The organism is Acinetobacter nosocomialis NIPH 2119 (assembly GCF_000368085.1).
Lineage (GTDB): Bacteria > Pseudomonadota > Gammaproteobacteria > Pseudomonadales > Moraxellaceae > Acinetobacter > Acinetobacter nosocomialis.
This window is the reverse complement of the sequence record NZ_KB849239.1, coordinates 1267961-1293040: the sequence shown is the minus strand read 5'-3', so window position 1 is coordinate 1293040 and position 25080 is coordinate 1267961. Positions and strand designations below refer to the sequence as shown.

Sequence of the window (25080 nt, the reverse complement as noted above, 5' to 3'; positions counted from 1 at the left end):
GCTTTTTTTACCATTAAATCTTAATGATTTTCTGAAGCATGATTAATTGTGTATTTCGGAATCTCAATTTCAAGATCTTCGTCTACAATTTTAACCTGACATGAAAGGCGAGAGTCAGGTTCTAAACCCCAAGCACGGTCTAAAAGATCGGCTTCAACATCGTTCATCTCTTCTAAGCTATCAAAACCTTTGCGGACAATCACGTGGCAAGTTGTACATGCACAAGACATATCACAAGCATGTTCAATTTTGATACCTTTATTGAGCAAACTTTGGCAAAGATTTGCATTTTGTTCAACCTCAAATTCTGCACCTTCAGGGCAAATCTGAGCATGAGGAAGTACTTTAATACGTGGCATATTGATCACCTATACCTTTTAGTTTGATTTTGACCAATCGTCGAGCTTTGTGCCTTTTAAGGCATGGTCAATATGTCGGTTCATTCGTAATGCTGCAAAAGCGTCACTATGTACTTTAAGCTGTTGAACTGCATGCTCAATCGCTTGAATATCACTACCTTCGAGCTGAACTTTTAATGATTCTTTTGAAGAATTGAGTTCTGCAAGTTGCTTTTCATCAAGTAAATCAGCATCTACTTTTAAGGCTTGCTCTAGAGCTTCAAGTTCACGCTCTGCTTCAACTTTGGTTTCTTTTAAGTGACGAAGATTTTTGTCTTCTTCGGCATGTTGGAAACCTTCAATTAATAAGCGTTCTGTATCTGCCTCAGATAAACCATACGATGGTTTGATATCGATATGAGCTTGTACACCAGAAGTTGCTTCACGAGCAGAAACAGTAAGTAAGCCATCAGCATCAACTTGGAAAGTGACTTCAATACGGGCTTGACCTGCAGTCATTGGCGGAATGCCATGGAGTACAAATCTACCTAATGAGCGGCAATGTTCAACTAAATCACGTTCACCTTGAACCACATGAATTAACATGGCAGTTTGGCCATCTTGATAGGTTGTGAACTCTTGACGACGTGCAACAGGAATAGCTGTATTACGAGAGATCAGACGTTCAACTAGTCCTCCCATTGTTTCTAAACCAAGAGAAAGAGGAGTGACATCTAGAAGAAGTGAGCCATCTTGGCTATTACCAATTAACTGGTTTGCTGTAATTGAAGCACCGATTGCTACAACTTCATCTGGGTTAATTGTGCAAAGAGGTTCTTGACCAAAAACTTCACGTACAGCTTTTTGAACTGCATAAGAGCGGGTAGAGCCACCCACTAAAACTACATTTTGAATGTCAGTCAAATCAAGCTTTGCATCACGCAATACACGCTTACAAACACTGATTGTTTTATCTAAAGCAACTTGAATGATACTTTCAAATGTAGGTCGGTCTAGTGTAAGAGTTCTATCAAGCAGTTTTAATTCAACTGAATCTTGAGTAGATAATTGCTCTTTAGCTTGACGTGCTGCAACTATAAATACTGCATAGTCTTCATTACTTAATACATCAATATTAAGCTGCTTTTTTGCCCATTTCACAATGAGGCGGTCTAAGTCATCACCACCTAAAGCGGTATGGCCGCCGGTCGCTAAAACTTCAAATACGCCTTGTGAAAAACGTAAGATTGATACATCAAAAGTACCACCGCCCAAATCGTAAATTACATAATTACGGTCGGTCTCTAAATTACTTTCTTGATCTAATCCATAAGCTACTGCAGCAGCTGTAGGTTCATTTAATAAACGTAATACGTTTAAGCCTGCAAGTTGAGCTGCATCGCGAGTTGCTTGACGCTGAGCTTCGTCAAAATAAGCAGGAACTGTAATCACAGCACCATTAACGGGATTTTGTAAGCTGTCTTCAGCACGATCTTTTAATTGTTTTAAAATTTCGGCTGAAATTTCTACTGGTGTTTTGCGCCCGGCACGTGTTTCAAAAGCGGGCATTTCATTTTCTGAGCCTACTAATTCATAAGGATGCTGAAACTTAATATCTGCTTTTGAGCGTCCCATAAATCTTTTAACAGATACAATCGTATTTTTGGGATCTGCAATGATAAATGGTTTAGCTTCTTCACCATAATGAGTTGTATTGTCCCCATAATGAACGATAGAAGGAAGTAATCTTCTATTTTGAACATCATTGAGTACTTTAGGTTTGCCTGATAACACTGTCGCAACTAATGAGTGTGTTGTTCCTAGGTCAATACCAATCGCAATGCGATGTTGGTGTGGGGCACTGGATTGACCTGGTTCAGCAATTTGCAAAAGTGCCATGAGTTAAATCCCTTGAAAATAAAGTAGAGAAAGCAAAATTAAAAATCATCGTCTAAATCAAAGCTGTCTTCTTCATCTAACAGTTGATCTTCTGCTTTATCAATATCGTTTAAAACACGTTGAAAGAAACGCAACTTACGTACGGTATCACGTGCTTCAGCCCAATCTTCTTCGTTGTAATCAATTTTGAATTCACGAACCAAGCCATCAATCCATTGTTGTACTTCCAATCTTAACGTACGTAAATGTTCAGGTGATGTCGCTTCATCAAGTTGTTCACGAAGTTCTAATGCAGATTGTAGAAATTCAAAATCACTAATAGATTGGTCAAGATGATGATCTTGCTTTTTAAGAGCTAAAAGGTAGGCAGCGCGGCTATCAACTTGTGAAAGCGTTTTAAAAGCTTGATTGATTTCACTTGATTTGATCAATGCTTGATCTTTATCTGCGGCTTTATCTGGATGATATTGTTGTTGCAAACTCAAGAAATTTGATTTTAAGCTTGCCAAATCGATATCGAGTGCCACAGGTAAATTGAACAACTCAAAATGATTCATTAGAAATGGGATCCACGTTAATTAAATACATTAAAACAGTGCTGTTGAAAGACACTGTTTTAATGAGAAAAAGGAAAGGAGAGGATTAAACAGTGAAAGACTCACCACAACCACATTCACCCTTTTTATTAGGATTGTTAAATTCGAACCCTTCGTTAAGGCCATTTTTAACATAGTCCATTTCTAAGCCTTCTAAGTAAACTAAGCTTTTAGGATCTACAAAAACCTTAACACCAAATTGTTCGAAAACTTGATCATGTTCATCGATATCGTCTACAAATTCGAGAACATAAGCCAACCCAGAACAACCAGAAGTTTTCACACCAACGCGAATGCCTTCACCCTTACCTCGGTTTTTAAGGTAATTGCTAATATGAGTCGCAGCATTTTCAGTTAAATGAATCATGAAAACTCCAACGTTTATAATGGTAACAAATTAAGCTTTTGACTTTTTACTACGATAATCTTCAATCGCAGCTTTAATCGCGTCTTCAGCTAAAACAGAGCAGTGAACTTTTACTGGCGGAAGAGCTAACTCAGTCGCAATATCAATATTTTTGATTGCTTGAGCTTCATCAAGTGTTTTACCTTTTAACCATTCAGTTACAAGTGAACTTGATGCGATTGCAGAACCACAACCGTAAGTTTTAAAGCGTGCTTCTTCGATTACGCCACTGTCATTTACTTGAATCTGTAAACGCATCACGTCGCCACATGCAGGTGCACCCACCATGCCTGTACCAACATTTTCAGAGTTTTTATCTAAAACACCAACATTACGTGGATTTTCGTAATGATCAATTACCTTTTCGCTATAAGCCATTTTGCTTCTCCAAACCTCGGGGTCAGCCTAATATTAATATGAGGGTTAAAACACTAATTTCAATAATTAGTGTTCTGCCCATTCAACTGTAGAAAGATCGATACCTTCTTTGTACATATCCCAAAGCGGAGAAAGTTCACGTAATTTCTCAACAGCGGCTTTGGTAATTGTAAGCACGTGGTCAATATCTTCTTCAGTCGTGTATTTACCAAAACTAAAGCGAATTGAGCTGTGTGCTAGCTCATCAGATAAACCTAATGCGCGAAGAACATATGAAGGCTCTAAAGTTGCAGACGTACAAGCAGAACCACTTGATACAGCAGCATCTTTAAGCGACATCATTAAAGACTCACCTTCAACAAAGTTGAAGCTGACATTTAAATAATTAGCAACGTTTTGAGTCGGGTGACCGTTTAAGAACACTTGTTCAAGGTCTTGTAAACCGTTCCAAAGTTTGTCACGAAGTTTACGAATACGCTCTTGTTCAGCATGCATTGTTTTGCCTGCAATTTCAAAAGCTTCACCCATACCAACGATTTGGTGAGTTGCCAAAGTACCAGAACGCATACCGCGCTCATGACCACCACCATGAATTTGTGCTTTTAAGCGAACACGTGGGCTACGACGTACATATAATGCGCCGATACCTTTTGGACCATAAATTTTATGAGCAGAGAAACTCATAAGATCAATTTTCATAGTAGATAAGTCGATATCAACTTTACCAGCTGCTTGTGCTGCATCTACATGGAAAAATGTTTTGTTGGCACGTGTTAATTCACCAATCGCCGCTACATCTGTAACCGTACCAATTTCGTTGTTTACCATCATAAGAGAAACAAGAATAGTATCTGGGCGAAGGGCAGCTTTAACCATCTCAGGAGTAATTAAACCTGTTTGTGGCTCTGGCTCTAAGTAAGTAATTTCAAAACCTTGTTCTTCTAATTCACGACAAGGGTCTAGAACAGCTTTGTGTTCAATTTTACTTGTAATGATATGTTTGCCTTTAGATGCATAGAATTGAGCAACACCTTTAAGAGCAAGGTTATCTGACTCAGTTGCACCAGAAGTCCAAACAATTTCACGTGGGTCAGCTTTAATTAAATTTGCGACTTGCTCACGTGCATATTCAACTTTTTCTTCTGCCTGCCAGCCATAAGCATGGGAACGAGATGCAGCATTACCAAAGGTACCGTCGAAAGTTAAACACTCCATCATACGTTCTGCAACTTGCGGATCTACTGGAGTGGTTGCTGCGTAATCAAGATAAATTGGACGTTTCATATCAAATACCTGTACCCGATAAAAGAGCTGAATCTGTGCCAGTCACATTTTGGCGTAATGCAACAGTTTGAACGTTGTCTCGGCTAATGAGGTCGGCAAGAGTGATTTTAGCTAAATAGTCGGCAATATGATGAGAGAGTTCTTGCCATAAATCGTGAGTAAGACACATTGCACCATTTTGGCAGTTACCTTTATGGTCACAACGTGTTGCATCAACAGTTTCATTTACGGCTTCAATAATTTCTAACACAGTAATTTCATCAGCGTTTCGAGCCAAATGGTAACCACCATTTGCACCGCGAACACTAGAAACTAACCCATGACGCTTAAGTTTTGCGAACAACTGCTCTAAATAAGCAACTGAAATAGATTGACGTGCGGCAATTTCGGCGAGCGTGATCGTTTGTTCAGTTGGCTGCAAAGCTAAATCAAGTAGAGCAGTCACTGCGTAGCGACCGCGAGTTGTAAGGCGCATGATTCGATACACATGTTAAGACTAGATAATAGGATTTTATGAATCCCGACTAAAATAGTCAAGTTTTTTTATTTTTAATTCAAGTGCAGGATCAAGATAGAAAAAATAAGTTAAGCTACCCACAAATTATATATGAAATAAGCAATAAATATTAGGCTAATTATACCAAAGCACAAGTTAATGTTGCGTTGGCGCTGCTGTAAACGTGAAATTCGATTTTGATACTGCTTAATTTCGACATTCAAAGAATTTATCTCTGAACGCTGTTGATCAATTTTTTCAAGTAAGGGGGCAATTTTTTTACGTGAAGCAAGTGCTTCGGCTTCATTATCTGGAGTATTGAACCATTGCTTCCAGTCAGCTAGGAGCTTAGGTAAAGTGAGATGTGAAATTAAATCGATGAGTTCTTTTTTAGTTTCTGCATCTCCATCAATTCGCATATTGTTTAAACTACGTTGATTTGAAAAAGCAAAAATTTTGATAAGGTCGATGAGAGTACTATTAATTTCTAAGTCAATACGACGATCATAAGAATGAATATCAAATAACAAACCTTTTTCCGTAAATTGCACATAGAAGTTGAAAAATGGCAAGTAGCTATTAATACGGATTGTGATTTTATTTGCGATAAACTTTTTCGCCTGCAAGCGAAGAACACCATCGTGGGTGAGAATAAATGAGAAAAAAGTTTCTAAAATAATTAGAACAATGTTCAGCAACAGACGTGGGTGTTTTTGTCTTTGTTGCGTTTCACTCATAAAAGTTTATCCTTAAATATTAGAGATTAATTAAGAGAATGAGACATCCTATCTCAAACTTAACACATTGTCCTGTTAAATATATTTACATGACATGATTGTTTTGTAGAACAGTTTCATAAATGTATCAAGTCTTGACTTTGTTATTATAAGAATATTTTGTGGTTAAATAAGACTTCATCTGTCTCATCCGATCAGGAGCTTAGGTCAATGGATAATGCAAATATAGAAACACAATCAGAAGAGCAAGGAGATAAAAACAAATTAAAATCAAAAAGTTCTAGAAAGTCTGCATTGGATTTTAGAAAGTATACCAAGCAAATATGGTTAGCTGGTTTAGGTGCTTTCTCTCGTGCAGAAGAAGAAGGCAATAAACTATTTGACTCACTAGTCAAAGTAGGGGAAGAACTTGAGTCTAAAACTGGTGATTTAGCCGATACAACTGTTGGCAAAGTAACCGAAAAGGCGAAAGAGTCAGTGTCTGATACAAAAGACAAGGTCGAAAAAATTTTAGATACCAGTGTAAATCATTCTTTAAATCGAATTGGTTTAGTTACTCCGAAGGACTTACAGCACATTGAACAACTGTTAGTTCAATTGCATATCAAGGTTGATGCTCTTATTGAAGAAAATCAAAAATTGAAGGCAAAATTGAATGAAAAGTAAAAAAATGTAGGGATTTAGCAAATATATAACAGTTTTTTAGCATTTATTTTTGCTAAAAGCTCTGCTCTAGTATTGCGTTTTCCCCCAAAGCATTGCTATAAAGGCGTCATGGCCTTTTAAACTATAGCCTTGGACCTTAAACAAACGATATTAAGAGGATGTTTTATTCATGAATAAATCAGAATTAATCGATGCAATTGCTGAAAAAGGGGGAGTATCTAAGACTGATGCAGGCAAGGCACTCGATGCGACAATTGCGTCAATTACTGAAGCACTTAAAAAAGGTGACACAGTTACTTTAGTGGGTTTTGGTACTTTCAGTGTTAAAGAGCGTGCTGCACGTACTGGTCGTAACCCTAAAACTGGTGAAGAGCTTCAAATTAAAGCAACAAAAGTACCTAGCTTTAAAGCTGGTAAAGGTCTTAAAGATTCAGTTGCTTAATCTTTTAAGATGATTAAACGCGCCGATATAGGCGCGTTTTTTATTAAAAATCTGAATTGACCAATATTGCTCATTCATTCATTGTGGTTTTTCAGTTAAAATTCTCCTCGAAATAAAATATTGGAATACTTATGGAATCGTTTCGTACAGTCATTAAGGGTTGGCTCGGCAAAGTCCTTTTAATTTTGTTTTTGACCCCTTTAGCGCTTGTAGGTATTAATGGATATTTTAATAGGGGAAACAAGGCAGATGTCGCAAAAACTGTAAATGGACAGGACATATCAAAAAAAGACCTTGAAACTTTAACGCAAAGGTATAAAGAACAATATTTAGCTGCTGTAAAAGGTGATGAAAGTTTACTTAATTTACCGGTTATTCAAGCAAAAGCTCTCGATATATTGGTATCTCGTAATTTACTCATTCAGCAAGCTGAAAAATTGGGTATTTCTTTGAGCGATGCTCAAATCGAGCAAATGTTAGCTCAGCAGCCAAGCTTGCAAGAAAATGGTCAGTTTTCACAAAAATTATATGAAAATTATTTGCGTTCAATTGGTATGACAAGCCAAGCCTTAATTGCGAGCTTGCGTCAAGATCACGCTTTGAAAATGTTGACTTCAACTTTTTCTGATTATGCTTTAGTGAGTAAAGTTGATGTAATGCAAATTGCGAATTTGCAAACTGAACAGCGTACATTACATTTAGCTAGTATTAAGTTAGATACCTATAAAACGGGTTTAACAGCATCTAATCAAGAAGCGACTGACTACTACAATAAACATCAAAACGAGTTTAAACAGCCTGCTTCTGTTGATGTAGATTATGTTGTTTTATCTCCGTCCTTAATGGCGAAACCTGCACCAGCAACAGATGCTGAACTCAAACAAGCCTATGCTAAATTTGTAGAAACTCAGCAAAAAAATGCTAAACGTGTTGTGAAGCATATTCTTATTACCACAGATGCTCGTGATGATGCGGCAGCTCAAAAGCTTGCTAATGAGGTATATGCAAAAATTCAAGGCGGTCTTTCATTTGCTCAAGCAGCAGCTCAGTTCTCAGAAGATCCAACTTCAAAAACGAAAGGTGGTTTAGTAGAGGCGTATGCACCTGGTGTTTTCTCTGATGCATTTGATAAAACTGTTTCAAGTCTGAAAAATGGTCAAGTTTCGCAGCCAGTAAAAACACAATATGGTTACCATATTATTGAAGCAGAGACTCCAGCGAATCAAATTCCTTCGTTTGAAGCTGAGAAGGCGCGTTTAACTGCTGAAGTTGAAAAGAATAAAGTTGCTACTGTTTATTCAGATACAGTAAATAGTTTGAATGAAACAATTGTAGGTAACGATTCTTTAGATGCAGTTGTACAGCAAGTTAAAGGTACAAAAATTGAATCATTAAATGGTGTAACTTTAGCTACTCAAAATCCACAACTAAGCGATCCAAACGTAAAAATTAAATTGTTTAATGATGATGTTAAAAATGGCGATCGTAACGCTTCATCAAATATTCAATTAGCGAATGGTGATACTGTTTGGGTTAAGGTGCGTGATTATCATGCTGCTGGCGTTAAACCACTTGCTCAAGCAATGAACGAAGCAAAAGCTAAAGTAATTGATGAGAAAGCACGCAAAGCAGCTCAAGCAAAAATTGCTACAATGTTGACTGAATTCAAAACTCAGCCAGCTGAGCAAGTTGTTGCGAAAAATAAAGTATCTTTTGAATCTGCAGGTGTATTTACTCGTTCACAAGGTTTAAAACGTGCAATTGAGCGTGCAGCATTTAGTGTTCCTGCACCGAAACCTGGTATGTGGTCTGTTACAACAGCGAACTTACCTAATGAATTGGTTGTCGTTGCCGTTTCTAATGTAAATTCAGCTGCGGTAAATGCTATGCCAGCGGATCAGTTAAAGCAATTACAACAGCTTTATCGTCAATCTCGTGGTCAGCAAATACTCGAAGATTACAGCGAATACTTAAAGTCACACGCTAAAATCAAATAAAACTTATGTAATAAAAAAAGCGCTTCGGCGCTTTTTTTATTACTGATCTCTACTACCTATATAATTTTGTCTATATTGTTTAGGTGATAAATCAAATACTCTCTTAAATGCCTGACTAAATGCAGTTTCTGATGAATAGCCGACTTTATTTGAAATTTGTTGAACTGATAAATTACTTGTCCGTAGATATTGACTCGCTAAGCGAAAGCGATAATGCTGCAAATAAGTAAGAGGTGGTTCACCAATAATATTATTAAAGAGATTGGCAAACTTAGAACGCGACATGCAGCATTGTTCAGCTAATGATTCAACAGTCCAGCTAGCCTCAGGTTGGCTATGGATTGCAGATAGAGCATTACTTAACTCAGGATGTGTTAATGCTCCTAACCAGTTTTGTTGGTCTGACATTTGTTGAATATGATCACGAATACATTCAATTAAAAGAATACTGACTAAGTGATCAATAATTTTGTCATGACCAGGTTGAATTTTTTGTGTTTCGACCGCTAAAAAATAAAGCCCTATTTGCAACCATTCAGGAGGAGTTGTCTGGTTTTCGTGTTGAATAAGCATAATAGATGGTAATGCATTAATCAGTGGTCCCGCCATATACGTATCAACTTGACAGCGTAGACAGAGCAATAATGTATTTTCAGGCGCTGATGAACCTAACTCAATTGGGTCATGACGATGCCCATTAAATAAGGGAGTAATATCGACAGAATCTACCAGTTTGCTTCCAGTCGCTTTTGAATCTGTAGCTTGATGAGCTTTTCCAGAAGGAATTAAAATAATATCTCCAGCTTTTGCAATTATTTTTTCGACATTATTTATTTGAATATATACAGAACCCGTTAAAACGATGTAAGCCAGTAAAGCAGATTGATCTTGTGTTTTAAAAGCCCATTCACCTTGTGCTTTTATATAAATATATTCAGACTTATTTAAGTGGATATCATCAAAAAATTTACTTAGTGCATCCATGTTTACGTGATCAATCATTATTTTAATAAAATTATAGTGAGCTATAAGAATAGATCAACATGTGTTTTTAGGACAAAAAAGTGGAAGAAAATGCCAAAGACTTTGAAATAGGTTTTTTGGACGGTTACAACTGTTAAGCAAATAGTATTTCTTTAACTATATAGATATATAGAAAAAGGAAAAATGACTATGAATGCACCAGTGAATGTTCAGCAAGAACTTATGCCAGTGCCAGCGTCTATGCGTGAGATAGATCGTAAGCGCTATTTATGGATGATTAGTCCGGCTCTACCTGTAATTGGTTTAGGTATTTTAGCTGGATACCATTTTGGTCCACGCCCATTAAAGAAAGTATTTGCTTTAGGTGGTCCACTTTTATTACATGTTGTGATTCCTGCAATTGATACAATTATTGGTAAAGATGCGCGTAATCCAACCGATGAAGAAATTAAACTTCTTGAGAAAGATCCATATTATTCGCGTTTAGTGAAAAGCTTTATTCCATTGCAATATGCGGCAAATATTTATGCATGTTATTTAACAAGCCGTAAAGATACTTCATTTATTGACAAAATTTTGCTTGGTATTTCGATGGGTGCCATTAATGGTATTGCAATTAATACAGCCCATGAACTAAGCCATAAACATGATCGTATCGACCATATTTTATCTCATCTTGCTTTAGTACCTACAGGTTACAACCATTTCCGTATTGAGCATCCATATGGCCATCATAAGCGTGCAGCTACTCCTGAAGATCCGGCATCTTCACGTATGGGTGAAACATTCTATGAATTTTGGCCACGTACAGTTATTGGTTCTTTTAAGTCTGCAATTGAAATTGAGAAAAATCGTTTAAAACGTAAAGGTAAAGAGTTTTGGTCACTCGATAATGAATTACTGCAAGGCTGGGGTATGAGTGCTGCTTTCCATGCTTCTATGGTTGGAATTTTTGGTAAAGGTACGATTCCTTATTTAGCAACACAAGCATTTTACGGGATTAGTCTATTCGAAATTATTAACTATATTGAACATTATGGCTTATTGCGTCAGAAGAAAGAAAATGGTCAATATGAACGTACAATGCCAGAGCATAGCTGGAATAATAACAATGTAGTGACCAACTTATTCTTATATCAGTTACAGCGTCACTCAGATCATCATGCTTATCCAACTCGTCCATTCCAAGCATTACGTCATTTTGATGAAGCACCCGAACTACCAAGTGGTTATGCAAGTATGTTGCTACCAGCATTAATTCCTTCATTATGGTTTAAAATGATGGATAAGCGCGTATTTGATCACTACAAAGGTGATTTAAATAAAGCGAATATTTCACCAAAACGTCGTGCAAAAATCTTCAAAAAATTTGGTGTAGTCGATAAGTCATTAGAAACTACACAAGCTGAATAAATAAAAAATATATTCCTGAAATACCGAACCCTCTACTCATGTGATTAGAGGGTTTTATTTTACCCATAAGTTATAATGCTAAGAAGCAAGGAGGTTAAACCTCCTTGCAATATTTTTATTTTAGTTCGCTTGAAGATTTTCCAAGCTCACGTCGAGCAATAATAAGTTGCTGGATTTGTTGAGTACCTTCAAAAATATCAAGAATTTTTGAATCACGTGCCCACTTTTCAAGTAGTTCATCTTCGTTATAGCCAACACTTGCTGCTAATTCGACACACTTCAAAGTGATTTCGTTGCCTACACGACCTGCTTTTGCTTTAGCGATGGAAGCTTCTTTGGAGTTTGGTTTTTTGTTGTCTGCCATCCATGTGGCTTTCAACATAAGTAACCGTGCAGCTTCCCATTCGGCTTCCATTCGGTAAATTTGCGCAGCAAGGTTGGAAGTTTGCAAATATGGAGTCGAGTAATTGGGATCTAATTGGTCTTTAAAAATTTCTTTAATACGTTCTAAAGAAGCTTTGGCACAGCCAATTGCCATTGCGGCAACTAATGGTCGTGTATTGTCAAAAGTTTCCATTACACCGGCAAAACCTTTTGCAACATCAATTTCAGGATTACCAAGCAAGTTTTTAGCCGGAACACGACAGTCAGTAAAACTAATAACGGCTGTATCAGAAGCTTTGATACCTAACTTATGTTCAAGTCGTTCAACTTTCATTCCGGGAGTACCTTTAGGCACTACAAATGATTTGATGGCTGCACGTCCAAGTTTTCGGTCAAGTGTAGCCCATACGACCACCGAGTCCGCACGTTCACCAGAAGTTACGAAAATCTTTTCACCATTTAAAATATAGTCATTGCCATCTTTAGTTGCCGTAGTACGGATCGCAGCAGAGTCAGAACCACAGCCTGGTTCAGTAATCGCCATAGCTGCCCATGTTCCTTTAAAACGTTCTAGTTGCTCATCATTTGCGACCGCGGCAATTGCAGAGTTTCCTAAACCTTGACGTGGCATACTGAGTAATAGCCCAGTATCGCCATAGCACATTTCAATGATGCCTAACGCTGTTGACATGTTAGTTCCGTTACGGACACCTTCATTATCAGATTCACCACGTTTTCCTGCACCGGCAGCACCTGCATTAATTCCTTCACCACCTTCATTCATGCCATCAATGAGTGAAGCGAGCATATCGAGTTCTTTCGGATAAGCATGTTCTGCTTTATCGTATTTACGGGAAATAGGGCGTAATACATTGATCGCAACATCATGTGCTTGATCAATCATCATTTTGAATTTTTTTGGATTTTGTAAATTCATGAAAATATCCTCTGATTGATCTTAAGCATGTAAGCCAGAATGTAAAATTGCGGTTGCACGTAAATCACGATACCAACGTTCAACAGGGTGTTCTTTTGTGAAACCATGACCACCTAAAATTTGTACGCCATCTGTTCCTATTTTCATTGATTTTTCTGCGCAAAGAATACGAGCTAAATATGCTTCACGGTGGAATGGCTTACCTGCTTCGGCAAGACTTGCGGCATTTAGAATCAGCATGCGCATAGCATCAATTTCAATTGCCATATCTGCAATCATGAATGCGACACTTTGACGATGTGAAATTGGTTCTCCGAAAGCAGTTCGCTCATTGGCATATTTAATACAATAGGCTTTTACCGCTTCACATGTTCCTACAGCCATTGCACACCACATAAGATTGCCTAAATCTAGAAAGGCGGTGTAATCAAAATCTGTTGTGCCTAATCGTAGAGCAGGTGTATGGCTGAATTTTAAAGTAGCTGTCTCTGTTGCTTTGAGACCCATAGCAGGGGTACTTTTAATGGAAATGGTATCGCCCGCTTGTACTACAAACACATCCGGCTTGCCATTAAAATCTGCACTCACCAAGAACACATCAGCTAAATCACCTAAAATGACTAAGGTTTTTTCACCTTCTATAAAATATTGATTATTTTCAAGAGAAGCTTTTGTTTTTAAGATATATGGGTTAAATGCCGGAGTAGCTTCTTGTACAGCGAAAGTGGCGGTAATGTCTGAGTCTTCTGCAAAGCAAGGTAAATACATTGACTGAACTTCAGTAGAACCCCAACGTGTAATCGCATTAATAACGCTAAACGTACTTAAAAGTCCTGCTGTAAGACTAAAATCACCTTCAGCTAGTTTTTCAGCAATCAATAGGTTACTTACAATATTTTGTTCAGCGGCGACACCACCTAGTGCTTCTGGAAGAGCATAATAATTTAGTCCTAAATCTTCTACATATTGCCAAAGGCTTTCTGGAAATTGACCTGCCTGATCAGCATCATGAGCTAATCCTAATAAAACTTCTTGAGCAAATTGAGACATTGCATCAGAAGTCATTTGTTGTTCTTCGGTGAGGCTTAAGTCAAATAGGTTTTTCTTCTGTTGAGGTAGACGCTGTTGGGGGATTTGCTTAGGTTTAAATGCTTTCTGAGTCTGACTTAATGCTCTAAATCCAGCTTTTGAACCTTGATAAAGAGACTTTTCAAGAAATTTACGTAGTTTGAGTTGATCAAGTACATCGCTTCCAGCTAATTTTGTGATAAGCGATAAACCCAACCCTTGGGCTTTATTGATCATATTTGTCATGATTGTGGTGTCCTAACACATTGTTATTGTTTTATGCTGACACGCTGTATAAGAAAAAACTATGTCGTTGCTGACATTCAAAAAATGAGCAGATAAATGGTAAAAGCAAAATAAGTTTTAATACATATTATTGATTTTATAAAAGAAAAGAAATTTTTAAAAAGAACTATTTTGTTTGGATTGACTAGAATGACACGGAATCATTCTAGTCTTAATAATATTAAGCAAAGTTACGAATCATACGTCGTACATTGGTTTTGGCATCAATCACAGTCATAAAGGTATATGCGCCAATAAACTTACGGCTAATGAACATAAATTCTTTTGGAGGAACCGAGAAATATCGAGATGCCATTGATTTGCTTGCTTGCTGCATAACACGACTATGTAACTGGCTCTTTTTCCAGTCATAACGTTCATGTTCATCCATTAGGCCCACTGGCATATCTGGATTATTTGCAGGGGTACTGAATGCTTCTGTCGCAAGTAAAAAGACATCGGCCATGCCGGGTTTAATACTTTCAGGCATTGCATCAAAGAACTCATATCCAGTCATAGCTTGGACCATTGCATCTTTATCGTGCTGATAACCCGCTTGTATAAGATTACGCGCGACTGAGAGTAAATGTTCATCGAACTGACGGATCGCACCAAAGTCTAGTAGTACGATTTTATCCTGAACATCTTGGCCATTACCTAAACGAACAAGGTAGTTACCAAAGTTAGGGTCAGTTTGCATTTCGCCCCATTCAAAAATTTCACGAACTGCAATTTCTAGTGAAGCTTCACCGAGCTGATTGCGACGTTCTTGAGGAAGTGAGAGCATGACTGGACTATTAATAGGTACGCCACGTTCAAACGTCATACATAAGACCTGATCGGTACAGTATTCGTCTACAATCGTAGGGACAATGTAGCGTTCATCATCCTTTAAACGCTCAGCAAAGCGACGTGTTGTGGCTGCCTCTACGTGATAATTGACTTCACGATGCATCATTTCACGTACTTCATCGAACCATTGATCAAACTCACGTGTTTGAGGAACCATGCGTGTAAGCTTAAGCATGTTTTTAAACAGGCTCATATCGGAGTCAATTGCATTCGCAACACCAGGGTATTGAATTTTTAAAACTAATTCTAAACCGTCTGATTTACGTGTTGCGCGATGAACTTGTGCCAGAGAGGCTGTACCGATAGGTTCATGATCAATTGTTAGATCATTTAACTTAGAACCTAGTTGTTCTTGTAAATGAGGTTTAATTGCTGGCCAGTCTAAAGCAACAGTTTGGTTATTTAGGGTATTTAAAGCTTGAGTAATTTCTTCTGGTAAAAAATGTTCACCATAAAGCGCCATCATTTGGCCAATCTTGACAATAGAACCTTTAAGTTTGCCAATTTCAGAGACAAGATAATTAGCTTGTTCGCTCATTGCCTTTTTACGTTTCTTCTCTTTTTCTTCTTCACTAGAAAAGAGGGAAGAGGCACTTGCAGTAGCCCAACGTGTTCCTGCCAGTAAAGAAGCTTTCGCGATTGATAAGCGTCGATCCATGGAAGAAGTTTTTAAACTCTTAAGCTTATCGTTCTGATTTGACATGAAAATAGAATCCTATGCGCATCATGCAGCCAAACGCTGGTGATCTAAAATTGTAACGAATATTACATGTTTTGAACGTATTAAAATAGTTCCCTCAGACTGAATGATGAGTTGAAAGTCTCATTTGGGATTTTAATTTTCTAAAAATAGCCTAAGCATTAATAAGAAAATCAAAATATCCGCCATTCAGAAAAAATAAACTACTATAAAACGCCGTATCAGATACTAACCGGCAAATTACATTTTAAACTGAATTTTCAATTCAGCCTTTTGCATTAAGTGCATACGATTAGCTTGAATATGCTGAATAACCATTTGCTTGACGGAATCATGCATAAAACCAAGTGCATGAGCCTTTACAATAACGATGCTAGGCAGTGTATAGAAAAAGTACTTAACATCATCAAAAGTCGCATTATTAAAAATGCCTTGTTCGATTAAGGTCTGCTGTAAAAATTGCTTTTCATTTAATACATGATCTGAAGCCTCATCCCAAAAACGGTGACGCATTGCCATCAGATTATTGTGTTTGTAACTCATAAATTCGCCAGTTCAGACTTTAAATCTCAACTAAATATATTGGAGTCATCTACCCAATATCAAGTTTAGATTGTTTTTTGTTCGATGTTCGTTTGATTTTTCATGTAAAGGATGTAAATAGCCTAAGCAAATTTTAAACTTTTTTTAAAATAAATATAATCAAGCTCATTTCATTAAAATCTAGAATCCTATGACTCCTGCATGTAGATTGTTAAAAAGTAACAAAATCGAATTTTCTATCCATGAGTACGAACATGACGCAAATGCTAAAAGTTTTGGTTTGGAAGCCGCAGAAAAGTTAAACCTTGATGTAAACGAGGTGTTTAAAACACTTCTTGTTACTGATGAAAAAAATTATTTTGTTGCGGTCATACCAGTTAACCATCAACTCAATTTGAAAAAGGTAGCTTCGGCAGTTGGGTGTAAAAAATTGCAGATGGCAAATCCTAAAGATGCCGAACGTTTAACAGGGTACTTAGTGGGTGGAATTAGTCCATTAGGTCAAAAGAAAAGCTTAAAGACAGTGATTGATGCCTCTGCACAAGAGTTAAGCAAAATTTATGTAAGTGGTGGTAAAAGAGGATTAGATATTGGTTTAAATCCTAAAGACTTGGCACACATATTAACGGCGCAATTTGTAGATGTACTTGATTGATTAAAAAAAGGGCATAGCAAGTTGACACACTAAATGAAAATGATTATCATTATTATGTATTGTTTAGTTCTACCAGAAAATAACAAAAATTATATGAGTTTCTGGTATTGGTAGACCTGCAAGACATAATAAAAATGCAGGTTTGTTAGCAGTAAATGGACCTAAGAAAAACAAACATGATCAGCGCATAAAAAGAAGAAGCAAAGGTAGCAAGCGAGGAAGGTTTGCTACCTTTGTACTTAAACTCAGTTTCAGAATTATCTATATTGTTCAACCTTTTTGAGTATTTAACTCTTCTCAGTAACAGATTTCTTATATTTATGATTAAAAAATAACCACTAATGTTTCATTTATTATCATCCTGCCTTTTTAAGCAATTTTTTGTATACCCTGAATAAAACATGATCAAAAAAAGAGGTAAAAACGTGCTTATTTTTCATGGAAAACCTGTTCATGGAGCTATCTTTGATATGGATGGGACAATGTTTGATACTGAACGGTTACGGTTTCAAACATTGCAACAGGCATCTCAAGAACTCATTGGACAGGAGTTTTCACACGAATATTTAATGCAATGTTTGGGGTTAAGCGCGACAACGGCGGAAAAGCTTGCACAACGTTTATACGGAGTAGATGTTCCATATAAGGAAATTCGAAAACGTGCCGATGAGATGGAACTAGAACATATTCGAAAACACGGCGTACCTATTAAAAAAGGTTTAGTTCAAGTTCTAGAGCGTTTAAGAAAATCTGGTTTAAGAATGGCGGTGGCTACTTCAAGCCGTAGAGCAATTGCCGAAGAATATTTAATTAATGCAAATGTATATAAATTTTTTGATGTTATTACTTGTGGAGATGAAGTAGAACAAGGGAAGCCACATCCAGAAATTTTTCTCAAAGCGGCTAGTCAACTTCATTTAGACGCTAACCAATGTTTAATGTTTGAAGATTCGGAAAATGGTTTAACTTCAGCTCATACATCGAAAGGACTAACAATTTTATTAAAAGATATTAAAGAACCTAATGACGAAATGCTGGAAAAAGCGCATTTTTATTATGACCAGATGTATGATTTTTTAACTGACCTCGACCAATTTATTCCTGTTATGGGTATGCCAGAGATACAGGAACCTTTTCCGCAAAGTCTGAATCAGCTTACTGTTGGAATACATGGTTTCGGTGCTATTGGCGGTGGTTATATAGCGCAGATCTTGTCGCATTGGGATGGTTATACGAAACCAAAACGTATTATTGCGTCAACACGAAATAGTCTTTTCCGCGAAGCTGTAAATGCGTTTGGTACCTATAGTATTCGCTATGGGCAATTTTCTTATGATGAACGTATTGAGAATATGACCATTGTTGACTCTGATAATGAACAACAAATGTTAGAGATGTACACTCATTCAAGTTTGATTGCATTATGTTTGCCCGAGCAAGCAATTGAAACTGAAGCACAGATAATCGCAAAAGGGTTATATGCACGTTTTAATTCACAACTTGAAACATGTATAGAACCGTTAACCTTTCTAATTATTTTAAATAAGGTGGGTGCGAAATATTTGGTGATGAAGCATCTTAAAGAAGCTCTACTCGAGTTAACTAACGATGAAGATGTCACCGAGCATATTTTAAAAGAGCATTATTTTTGCGATACCGTAGTTAATCGTATGGTTTCAAAACTTTCTAATCAGAATTTATATCGTCAACTTCGTATTAAGCATAATTTTCTTGAACAGCATTTAGAAGATGTTGAACAAGAAGACCAAATCGAAATTGAAGACTGTAATAAACTGACTCAAGATCAGCAAAATCAGGCTTCTATCTATGTTGATAATATGCGCCGTAATTTTCAGCCGGGACATATCTTACAAAGCATGGATTTAATCTTGTTCCATAGTGAAACAGATATGCCAATTTATGTAGAAAAAGGCAGCCCTTTGCTTGAAAAGTTGCGTCAGGTGGTGTTGGTTGACCAAATTACTGACATTCAACTCATTAAAAACCGTTTATGGAATGGTGTACATGCGATGCTTGCTTGGTATGCATCTTTAATGGGTTATGAATCTATTGGTGTTGCCATGGGTGATCATTCAGTTAAAGCATTTGCAGAAAACTTAATTGCAGAAGTGAAGCAGGGACTTGCAATTGTATTACCTAACTATGCAAAAGATCTGGATCGAATGTCACAAAGTTTTCTAGACTCATGTGAATATGCATTTAAAGATCCTTGTCAACGCGTAGCTAGAGATCCACTACGCAAACTCAATCACAATGAACGTGTTATGGCATCAATTGCAGTGAATATTCGTCATGATTTACCTTATAAAAATTTATTAAAAGGTGCTGCTTTAGGTTATGCCTATGCGATTCAATTTTTAGAAATTGAAGAGACTAAAGCAGTTGAACATCTGCAACAGCAAATTCAGAATTTAGAATTGAATACAAATCAAAGAAGACAGCTTGAAGTTGAGTTGGTTCAACTTATTCAATATTTATTTTCTGAACAAGGTAAACAACCTTTGGACATTAAGTTGAACAATGCCAAAACTACACTCACTTAATATGTTTAAATGTGCTTAATGAATTAACCTCAACAATTGAAAGGCAAACATGTTTTAATACGAAATTTGTATGATTTTGAATTAAAACTGTGCTGTTAAAACCCTCCACACTCATGGTGCCGACGTCTATGCGGGATTATCCCGAATGGCACCTTGGGCGTCAAAATTACGCTTTATGGTATCTAGAAATTAATGATCAGAAATTAGTTCATTATCTAGATCAATTGCGTGCGCATTTTTCAGAATTTCTAATAGAGCCTAATCACCGTCAATATCATGTCACGCTGTTTATATGCGGTTTCTTGACTCATGAAACTAAAGTTGATGATGACTTTTGTTTTAGTGAGTTTGTGCAGCAAAGGGAAATTTTAAGAAAAGAAGATATTGCACCATTTCAATTAAAAACTGGTTCGGTTGATAGCTTTAGTAGTGCTTTATTTGTAGAAATTCAGGATAAAGAAAATATCTTATCTTTCATACGTCAAAAATTAGGCTCAATTTCTAATGAAATTGCCGCTTTAGATTACTATCCGCACATTACATTGGGTTTGTATAAAAAAGACTATAGTAGTGATTTGATTTTACAAAAAATTTCTCAATTACCTGTACAATACGATCAGGCTGAATTTGATCTTAAAGTTGAGCATTTAACCTTTGGTTATTATGAGGCTCAAATTTTACAAGGGCAGCTGTATCCGTATCAGCATTTGTTTTTAGGTGAGCCATGTTGCAATTGATTTTAGGTGGTGCTCGTTCTGGTAAAAGCCGACTGGCTGAACAAACGGCCATATCTATGCAATTAGCTGTCACTTATGTGGCGACGGCGCAAGCGCTAGATCCAGAAATGCAAAGCCGGATTGCCCATCATCAAAATCATCGTCCTGCTCACTGGTCTTTGGTTGAAGAACCATTATTTTTAGCAAAAACTCTGCAAGAAATTGATAGACCTAACCAAATTATTCTGGTGGATTGTTTAACACTTTGGCTAACCAATTTGTTACTTTTAGAAGACAAAAACGTTCAACAATTTGAGTGTGAACAGCTGTTAAAAGTTTTACCTATACTCCAGTCAGAAATTATTTTAGTAAGTAATGAAACGGGTTTAGGCGTTGTGCCACTCGGTGAGATAAGCCGCCGTTTTGTCGACGAAGCAGGAAGGCTACATCAAGCCTTAGGGCAAATTGCAGATAAGGTTGTGTTTTGTGTGGCGGGTTTTCCAATGATTTTAAAAGGTGAGAAATAAAAATGAACTGGTGGTTAGAATCTGTACAGAAACCTAATCTGGACGCAAAACAACAAGCGGAGCAACATCAACTCCAGCTTACCAAACCTACAGGTGCCTTAGGTGATTTAGAGCAGATTGCAATTACACTTGCTAGTTTACAGTCAAATGCACATCCACAAGTTAACCATCCCTGGATTACAATTTTTGCAGGTGATCATGGTGTAGTTGAAGAAAATATCTCTGCATACCCTCAAGCTGTTACCCGTCAAATGTTGCAAAACTTCACAACTGGTGGTGCGGCAATTAGTGTTATTGCTAAATATCATCAAGCCCATTTACAAGTCATTGACTGTGGCACAGTAGGTGAACCATACCAATATGCAGGTGTTGAACGTCACTGTATTCGTGCCGGCACAGCAAATTTTGCCAAACAAGCTGCAATGAGTACTGACGAATGCCGTGCTGCCTTAGAGTTAGGGAAAAAAAGTGTAGATACTGCTAAAGCGAATGGCGCAGATATTTATATTGCGGGTGAAATGGGTATTGGAAATACCTGTTCAGCTTCTGCGTTAGCCTGTCTTTTACTAAATGATACGGCTGAGCAATTAACGGGAGTTGGTACAGGAATTGGTGCCGATCAGTTAAGACATAAAATTGAAGTAATTGAAAAGGCAATTGAACTTCACCATAAACATGTCATTGGTGATGTCTTTAAAACACTATGTGCTGTAGGTGGTTTGGAAATTGCGGCAATTACAGGTGCTTATATTCGCTGTGCGCAAGTGGGTTTACCTGTGATTGTGGATGGTTTTATTAGTTCTGTAGCCGCTTTATGTGCGGTACGAATGAACCCTAAAGTACGTGACTGGATGTTATTTGGTCATCAATCGGCTGAGTATGGACACCTACGTATTTTACAAGAACTTAATGCTGACCCGATCTTAAAGATGAACTTGCGTTTAGGCGAAGGTAGTGGGGCTGGTACTGCCTTGGCATTAGTTAAAATGGCATGTGTCTTACATAACCAAATGGCTACCTTTGCTCAAGCTGCTGTAAGCGGGGATAAAATTGGGTAAATTTAGAATCGATTTGCTCAGACATGGTGAAAGTCAGTATAGCCATACTTTACGTGGGCATTTAGATGACGAGTTAACAGCAAAAGGTTGGCAGCAAATGCAGTCAACCATTGAGCAAGTCACAGACCAGACATGGGATGTTATTGTAAGTTCCTCATTAAAACGATGTGCTTGTTTTGCTGAGGAACTTGCCAAAACAGCAGAACTCCCTTTACTTATAAATCATGACTTAAAAGAAATGTATTTTGGGGAGTGGGAAGGTATCTCAACTCAGCAAATTTATGAAACTTCACCTGAATTACTTGCAAACTTTTGGCAAAAACCAAATCAATATTGTCCACCTCGCGCTGAAACATTAAACCAGTTTCAAAAAAGGGTTCTGAAAGGGTTTCAGGATTTGGTTACTCATATGCAAAAACATAATTTACAGCATGCGTTAGTTGTTACTCATGGGGGGGTGATTAAACTATTGGCTTGTTTAGCCGAGCAGCAACCTTTAGATGACTTACTTAAAATATCGGCAGAGCTTGGGAAATTATATTCTTTTGAATTTTCTGAAGCAGATGGTCAATTAACTTTTATGTTGAGATAGATGAATTTTATATTTTTATACACTTGTAAGTTATTATTTTTATAAAGATATTTTAAACTATGTAATAGAACTGTCATTACTAAAAATTAAGCTATTGGCATTTATTAATTAATTACTTATTTGGCTTATGAATATTTTATTTAAAACTAGTGTGCTTGCAGCTTCATTATTGCTCGTGGCTTGTAATAATAATGATGATCAAGAAGTTCAAACTCCACCATCTACAAATTCATCAAAATATTATCAAACCAAAACACCTTATCAACCACAGCAAGATCTAAAAAATTATGAGCAAGCTCCAAATGGGTTCCAGCCAGTTTTTACAGAATTGGTTGCGCGACACGGTTCGAGAGGACTATCAAGTCTTAAATATGATTTAGCACTTTATAATTTATGGAAACAGGCGAAAACAGAAAATGCTTTAACGCCTTTGGGTGAGCAATTAGGTGCTGACTTGGAAGCCATGATGAAAGCCAATATTTTATTGGGCTATGGGGTTGAAGGTATTCGCCAATACGGTTATGGAAATGAAACCATGACCGGTATTTTAGAACACCGCGGGATTGCCGATCGCCTATTACAGCGCTTGCCAACACTTGTAAACTCTCAAGCATCTATATTGGTACAAAGTTCTGGGGTAGATCGTGCGGTGGATAGTGCTAAATTCTTCACTGCTGAACTGATAAAACAACAGCCTCAGCTGAAAGATAAAATTGTTCCTGTGTCTTATACCAATTTATCGAGTTCAAGTGTTCCTAGTCTTGTAGACGGGGGTGTTGATCGTTTTAAACTTTATTTTCATAGTCTAAATGCGACTGAAGATTTAACTCAACCACTTAGTGCTAGCCAACAAAAAATTTATGATGCTAGTCAGGCCTATCAAGATTTCGAAGCAAACAATAAAGATTTAGCCCAAAAGTTGAGTGAGTTATCGAAGAATACTCAAGCAGAAAAAATTGCCCAGTCCGTACTCACTCCGATTTTTAAAGCAGACTTTATTAAAAAACTTGGTACGACAGGTTATAGTTTTAGCAATAATGGGTCTTTTACAGTAACTTCACCAAAAGGTGAGCAAATTACAGAAAAAGGTAAGGGTAAAAATACCATTGCTAGTGCAGTAGATGCTGCGGCTTATGTTTATGAGCTTTATTCAATTTCTGGTGGTATGAAAGATGAGTTAAAAGGTGTTGATTTTGATAAATATATGCCTTTGGAAGCCGCAAAATTTTATGCTGAATTTAATGATGCCAATGATTTTTATGAAAAAGGTCCAAGTTTCACAGAGTCGAACCAAGTTACAAGTGAAATTGCTCAAGGACTCAAACAAGATTTATTCCAACAAGTTGATGCTGTTGTAAATAAAGCTCAACCATATAAAGCAGTTTTACGTTTTGCCCATGCTGAAATTATTATTCCTCTGGCAACTAGCTTGGATTTGCATAATATGATGCAGCCGTTACCACTACGCCAGACTTATAACTATTCAACAAGTACATGGCGTGGTGAAGTAGTTTCACCTATGGCAGCCAACGTACAGTGGGATGTTTACCAAAATAGTCAAGGCTCGACTTTAGTGAAGATGCTTTATAACGAAAAAGAGACTTTATTTAAATCTGCGTGTAACTATGCGCGTTACACACCAACTAGTTTTTACTACGACTACATCAAATTAAAGCAGTGCTATCAAATACAGTAGTTTTTCACAGTTTTTGAAGTGTTTAATGGGAATAGGGATTGCTATTCCCATTTTTATTTCCTCATAATTCAGTTTGTTTTTATATATAGATCAGTTAGAGAGTGGGATATGACACCTTTTTGGATTGCATTGCAATTTTTAACTGTTCTACCTATTGAGTTAAAGACTATACCAACGGCGCAACAAAATGGTCGGGCTATTTTGTTTTATCCACTGGTTGGGATGATTATTGGTGGCATACTTTTTCTTGTTGCCTGTCTTTTAGCCAAATTACCCGTTGTTTTACTTGCCGCAATTATACTTACTTTATGGATTTGGCTGACTGGGGGATTGCATCTAGATGGACTGGCCGACACAGCTGACGCTTGGGTAGGTGGCTTTGGGGATAAACAACGTACTTTACAAATCATGAAAGATCCGAGCTGCGGCCCAATTGGAGTCCTCAGCTTAGTTATCATTTGTTTGCTCAAGTTTGCTTTGGTCTTTGTATTAATTGAACAACATCAAACGCTATTCTTAGTATTTGTTCCTGCACTTGGACGTGTGGTGCCATCTATTTTGTTTTTAACTACACCATATGTTCGCGAAAAAGGCTTAGGTCGTTCTTTGACAGACCATTTGCCTAAAACTGTTTCATGGATAGTAGCTGCATTAATTTTACTGTTACCTTTGTATTGGGAATGGCAAGGGCTGATAGCTGTAATTGGTTTTTTAATAAACCTGATTTATTTAAGATATCTGTTTATAAAACGAATTGATGGCATTACGGGAGATACCGTGGGCGCTACGATTGAAATTAGTGAAACCGTTCTGCTTTTTACTTTTGTCTTAAGTTGTTTTTATTTATAGTTAAATTAAGCGTTTGTG

The 25080-nt window shown here is 37.1% G+C and carries 25 protein-coding genes; 12 read left to right on the top strand and 13 right to left on the bottom strand.

Translation table 11 applies throughout. The annotated features are described in order from the left end of the window. Positions 1-20 precede the first annotated feature (20 nt). The 8 genes from fdx to F984_RS10025 all read right to left on the bottom strand — a co-directional run bounded on the left by fdx (position 21) and on the right by F984_RS10025 (position 6134). Complete coding sequence (fdx, locus tag F984_RS10060; RefSeq protein ID WP_002049779.1) at positions 21-359, bottom strand: ISC system 2Fe-2S type ferredoxin; 339 nt, start codon at positions 357-359, stop codon at positions 21-23. An 18-nt stretch (positions 360-377) separates the two neighbouring features. Continuing rightward, positions 378-2237, bottom strand: coding sequence for a Fe-S protein assembly chaperone HscA (gene hscA / locus F984_RS10055; protein ID WP_004709050.1), 1860 nt, complete (start codon positions 2235-2237; stop codon positions 378-380). A 38-nt stretch (positions 2238-2275) separates the two neighbouring features. Then, entirely contained in the window at positions 2276-2794 is a 519-nt protein-coding gene (hscB, locus tag F984_RS10050) for a Fe-S protein assembly co-chaperone HscB (RefSeq protein ID WP_004709049.1), read from the bottom strand. Between the two features lie 85 nt (positions 2795-2879). Then, the gene (gene iscA, locus F984_RS10045) at positions 2880-3200 is read right to left on the bottom strand and encodes an iron-sulfur cluster assembly protein IscA (RefSeq protein WP_002050042.1); all 321 of its coding nucleotides are present in this window, start codon (positions 3198-3200) and stop codon (positions 2880-2882) included. Between the two features lie 30 nt (positions 3201-3230). Then, positions 3231-3617: a Fe-S cluster assembly scaffold IscU gene (iscU, locus tag F984_RS10040; protein WP_002049835.1), complete on the bottom strand. Its 387-nt coding sequence runs from the start codon at positions 3615-3617 to the stop codon at positions 3231-3233. Between the two features lie 66 nt (positions 3618-3683). Beyond that, a complete protein-coding gene (locus F984_RS10035; protein ID WP_002050229.1) occupies positions 3684-4901 on the bottom strand; it encodes an IscS subfamily cysteine desulfurase in 1218 nt (405 codons plus the stop codon). A 1-nt stretch (position 4902) separates the two neighbouring features. Next, a complete protein-coding gene (locus F984_RS10030; protein WP_002050146.1) occupies positions 4903-5376 on the bottom strand; it encodes an Rrf2 family transcriptional regulator in 474 nt (157 codons plus the stop codon). A 110-nt stretch (positions 5377-5486) separates the two neighbouring features. Continuing rightward, the gene (locus tag F984_RS10025) at positions 5487-6134 is read right to left on the bottom strand and encodes a hypothetical protein (protein WP_004709045.1); all 648 of its coding nucleotides are present in this window, start codon (positions 6132-6134) and stop codon (positions 5487-5489) included. A gap of 210 nt (positions 6135-6344) precedes the next feature. Between F984_RS10025 and F984_RS10020 the strand changes: the two genes are divergently transcribed. The 3 genes from F984_RS10020 (at position 6345) to F984_RS10010 (ending at position 9239) form a co-directional block, all read left to right on the top strand. Continuing rightward, positions 6345-6800, top strand: a complete 456-nt coding sequence (locus F984_RS10020) for a phasin family protein (RefSeq protein ID WP_002049921.1) — start codon at positions 6345-6347, stop codon at positions 6798-6800. 169 nt (positions 6801-6969) lie between these two features. Further along, a complete protein-coding gene (locus F984_RS10015) occupies positions 6970-7242 on the top strand; it encodes an HU family DNA-binding protein (RefSeq protein ID WP_001043034.1) in 273 nt (90 codons plus the stop codon). A 131-nt stretch (positions 7243-7373) separates the two neighbouring features. Continuing rightward, complete coding sequence (locus tag F984_RS10010) at positions 7374-9239, top strand: SurA N-terminal domain-containing protein (RefSeq protein WP_004709041.1); 1866 nt, start codon at positions 7374-7376, stop codon at positions 9237-9239. A gap of 39 nt (positions 9240-9278) precedes the next feature. Here F984_RS10010 and F984_RS10005 read toward each other — a convergent pair whose 3' ends face one another. Continuing rightward, positions 9279-10223, bottom strand: a complete 945-nt coding sequence (locus F984_RS10005; RefSeq protein WP_025469310.1) for an AraC family transcriptional regulator — start codon at positions 10221-10223, stop codon at positions 9279-9281. A 189-nt stretch (positions 10224-10412) separates the two neighbouring features. Between F984_RS10005 and F984_RS10000 the strand changes: the two genes are divergently transcribed. After that, on the top strand, positions 10413-11636 hold the full coding sequence (locus F984_RS10000) for an alkane 1-monooxygenase (RefSeq protein ID WP_004709037.1): 1224 nt from the start codon (positions 10413-10415) through the stop codon (positions 11634-11636). A 115-nt stretch (positions 11637-11751) separates the two neighbouring features. Here the strand turns inward: F984_RS10000 and F984_RS09995 are convergent, their stop codons facing one another. The 4 genes from F984_RS09995 to F984_RS09980 form a co-directional block, all read right to left on the bottom strand. Beyond that, entirely contained in the window at positions 11752-12957 is a 1206-nt protein-coding gene (locus tag F984_RS09995; protein ID WP_004709036.1) for an acyl-CoA dehydrogenase family protein, read from the bottom strand. A 21-nt stretch (positions 12958-12978) separates the two neighbouring features. Next, the gene (locus tag F984_RS09990) at positions 12979-14262 is read right to left on the bottom strand and encodes an acyl-CoA dehydrogenase family protein (protein ID WP_171062028.1); all 1284 of its coding nucleotides are present in this window, start codon (positions 14260-14262) and stop codon (positions 12979-12981) included. 229 nt (positions 14263-14491) lie between these two features. Then, complete coding sequence (locus tag F984_RS09985) at positions 14492-15865, bottom strand: ABC1 kinase family protein (protein WP_004709031.1); 1374 nt, start codon at positions 15863-15865, stop codon at positions 14492-14494. Positions 15866-16102: 237 nt separating this feature from the next. Beyond that, the gene (locus tag F984_RS09980; RefSeq protein ID WP_004709029.1) at positions 16103-16405 is read right to left on the bottom strand and encodes a hypothetical protein; all 303 of its coding nucleotides are present in this window, start codon (positions 16403-16405) and stop codon (positions 16103-16105) included. A gap of 190 nt (positions 16406-16595) precedes the next feature. Between F984_RS09980 and ybaK the strand changes: the two genes are divergently transcribed. The 8 genes from ybaK (at position 16596) to F984_RS09940 (ending at position 25062) form a co-directional block, all read left to right on the top strand. After that, positions 16596-17060, top strand: coding sequence for a Cys-tRNA(Pro) deacylase (gene ybaK, locus F984_RS09975; RefSeq protein WP_004709027.1), 465 nt, complete (start codon positions 16596-16598; stop codon positions 17058-17060). Positions 17061-17485: 425 nt separating this feature from the next. After that, positions 17486-19624, top strand: coding sequence for a bifunctional mannitol-1-phosphate dehydrogenase/phosphatase (gene mtlD / locus F984_RS09970; RefSeq protein WP_004709026.1), 2139 nt, complete (start codon positions 17486-17488; stop codon positions 19622-19624). Positions 19625-19737: 113 nt separating this feature from the next. Further along, positions 19738-20361, top strand: coding sequence for a 2'-5' RNA ligase family protein (locus tag F984_RS09965; protein WP_004709024.1), 624 nt, complete (start codon positions 19738-19740; stop codon positions 20359-20361). Then, positions 20349-20867, top strand: coding sequence for a bifunctional adenosylcobinamide kinase/adenosylcobinamide-phosphate guanylyltransferase (cobU, locus tag F984_RS09960; RefSeq protein ID WP_004709022.1), 519 nt, complete (start codon positions 20349-20351; stop codon positions 20865-20867). Before F984_RS09965 ends, cobU begins: the two co-directional genes overlap by 13 nt. A 2-nt stretch (positions 20868-20869) precedes the next feature. After that, positions 20870-21925, top strand: a complete 1056-nt coding sequence (gene cobT, locus F984_RS09955; protein ID WP_004709021.1) for a nicotinate-nucleotide--dimethylbenzimidazole phosphoribosyltransferase — start codon at positions 20870-20872, stop codon at positions 21923-21925. Further along, positions 21918-22517 (top strand): histidine phosphatase family protein, encoded by a 600-nt coding sequence (locus F984_RS09950; RefSeq protein ID WP_004709018.1) that lies wholly within the window; start codon positions 21918-21920, stop codon positions 22515-22517. The genes cobT and F984_RS09950 overlap by 8 nt, the downstream gene beginning before the upstream one ends. A 127-nt stretch (positions 22518-22644) precedes the next feature. Beyond that, the gene (locus F984_RS09945) at positions 22645-24213 is read left to right on the top strand and encodes a histidine-type phosphatase (RefSeq protein ID WP_004709015.1); all 1569 of its coding nucleotides are present in this window, start codon (positions 22645-22647) and stop codon (positions 24211-24213) included. Positions 24214-24321: 108 nt separating this feature from the next. Then, positions 24322-25062 (top strand): adenosylcobinamide-GDP ribazoletransferase, encoded by a 741-nt coding sequence (locus tag F984_RS09940; RefSeq protein WP_004709013.1) that lies wholly within the window; start codon positions 24322-24324, stop codon positions 25060-25062. The last annotated feature ends 18 nt before the right edge of the window (positions 25063-25080 follow it).

Coding starts and splice junctions, on each gene's coding strand:
- F984_RS09980 (WP_004709029.1), bottom strand. CDS start 16,405: ATGAGTTACAAACACAATAATCTGATGGCAATGCGTCACCGTTTTTGG.
- iscU (WP_002049835.1), bottom strand. CDS start 3,617: ATGGCTTATAGCGAAAAGGTAATTGATCATTACGAAAATCCACGTAAT.
- F984_RS09965 (WP_004709024.1), top strand. CDS start 19,738: ATGGTGCCGACGTCTATGCGGGATTATCCCGAATGGCACCTTGGGCGT.
- F984_RS09985 (WP_004709031.1), bottom strand. CDS start 15,865: ATGTCAAATCAGAACGATAAGCTTAAGAGTTTAAAAACTTCTTCCATG.
- ybaK (WP_004709027.1), top strand. CDS start 16,596: ATGACTCCTGCATGTAGATTGTTAAAAAGTAACAAAATCGAATTTTCT.
- F984_RS09940 (WP_004709013.1), top strand. CDS start 24,322: ATGACACCTTTTTGGATTGCATTGCAATTTTTAACTGTTCTACCTATT.
- fdx (WP_002049779.1), bottom strand. CDS start 359: ATGCCACGTATTAAAGTACTTCCTCATGCTCAGATTTGCCCTGAAGGT.
- F984_RS10020 (WP_002049921.1), top strand. CDS start 6,345: ATGGATAATGCAAATATAGAAACACAATCAGAAGAGCAAGGAGATAAA.
- F984_RS10005 (WP_025469310.1), bottom strand. CDS start 10,223: ATGGATGCACTAAGTAAATTTTTTGATGATATCCACTTAAATAAGTCT.
- F984_RS10030 (WP_002050146.1), bottom strand. CDS start 5,376: ATGCGCCTTACAACTCGCGGTCGCTACGCAGTGACTGCTCTACTTGAT.
- cobU (WP_004709022.1), top strand. CDS start 20,349: ATGTTGCAATTGATTTTAGGTGGTGCTCGTTCTGGTAAAAGCCGACTG.
- F984_RS09995 (WP_004709036.1), bottom strand. CDS start 12,957: ATGAATTTACAAAATCCAAAAAAATTCAAAATGATGATTGATCAAGCA.
- F984_RS10025 (WP_004709045.1), bottom strand. CDS start 6,134: ATGAGTGAAACGCAACAAAGACAAAAACACCCACGTCTGTTGCTGAAC.
- F984_RS10015 (WP_001043034.1), top strand. CDS start 6,970: ATGAATAAATCAGAATTAATCGATGCAATTGCTGAAAAAGGGGGAGTA.
- hscA (WP_004709050.1), bottom strand. CDS start 2,237: ATGGCACTTTTGCAAATTGCTGAACCAGGTCAATCCAGTGCCCCACAC.
- F984_RS10035 (WP_002050229.1), bottom strand. CDS start 4,901: ATGAAACGTCCAATTTATCTTGATTACGCAGCAACCACTCCAGTAGAT.
- F984_RS10010 (WP_004709041.1), top strand. CDS start 7,374: ATGGAATCGTTTCGTACAGTCATTAAGGGTTGGCTCGGCAAAGTCCTT.
- iscA (WP_002050042.1), bottom strand. CDS start 3,200: ATGATTCATTTAACTGAAAATGCTGCGACTCATATTAGCAATTACCTT.
- hscB (WP_004709049.1), bottom strand. CDS start 2,794: ATGAATCATTTTGAGTTGTTCAATTTACCTGTGGCACTCGATATCGAT.
- F984_RS09945 (WP_004709015.1), top strand. CDS start 22,645: ATGAATATTTTATTTAAAACTAGTGTGCTTGCAGCTTCATTATTGCTC.
- F984_RS10000 (WP_004709037.1), top strand. CDS start 10,413: ATGAATGCACCAGTGAATGTTCAGCAAGAACTTATGCCAGTGCCAGCG.
- F984_RS09990 (WP_171062028.1), bottom strand. CDS start 14,262: ATGATCAATAAAGCCCAAGGGTTGGGTTTATCGCTTATCACAAAATTA.
- cobT (WP_004709021.1), top strand. CDS start 20,870: ATGAACTGGTGGTTAGAATCTGTACAGAAACCTAATCTGGACGCAAAA.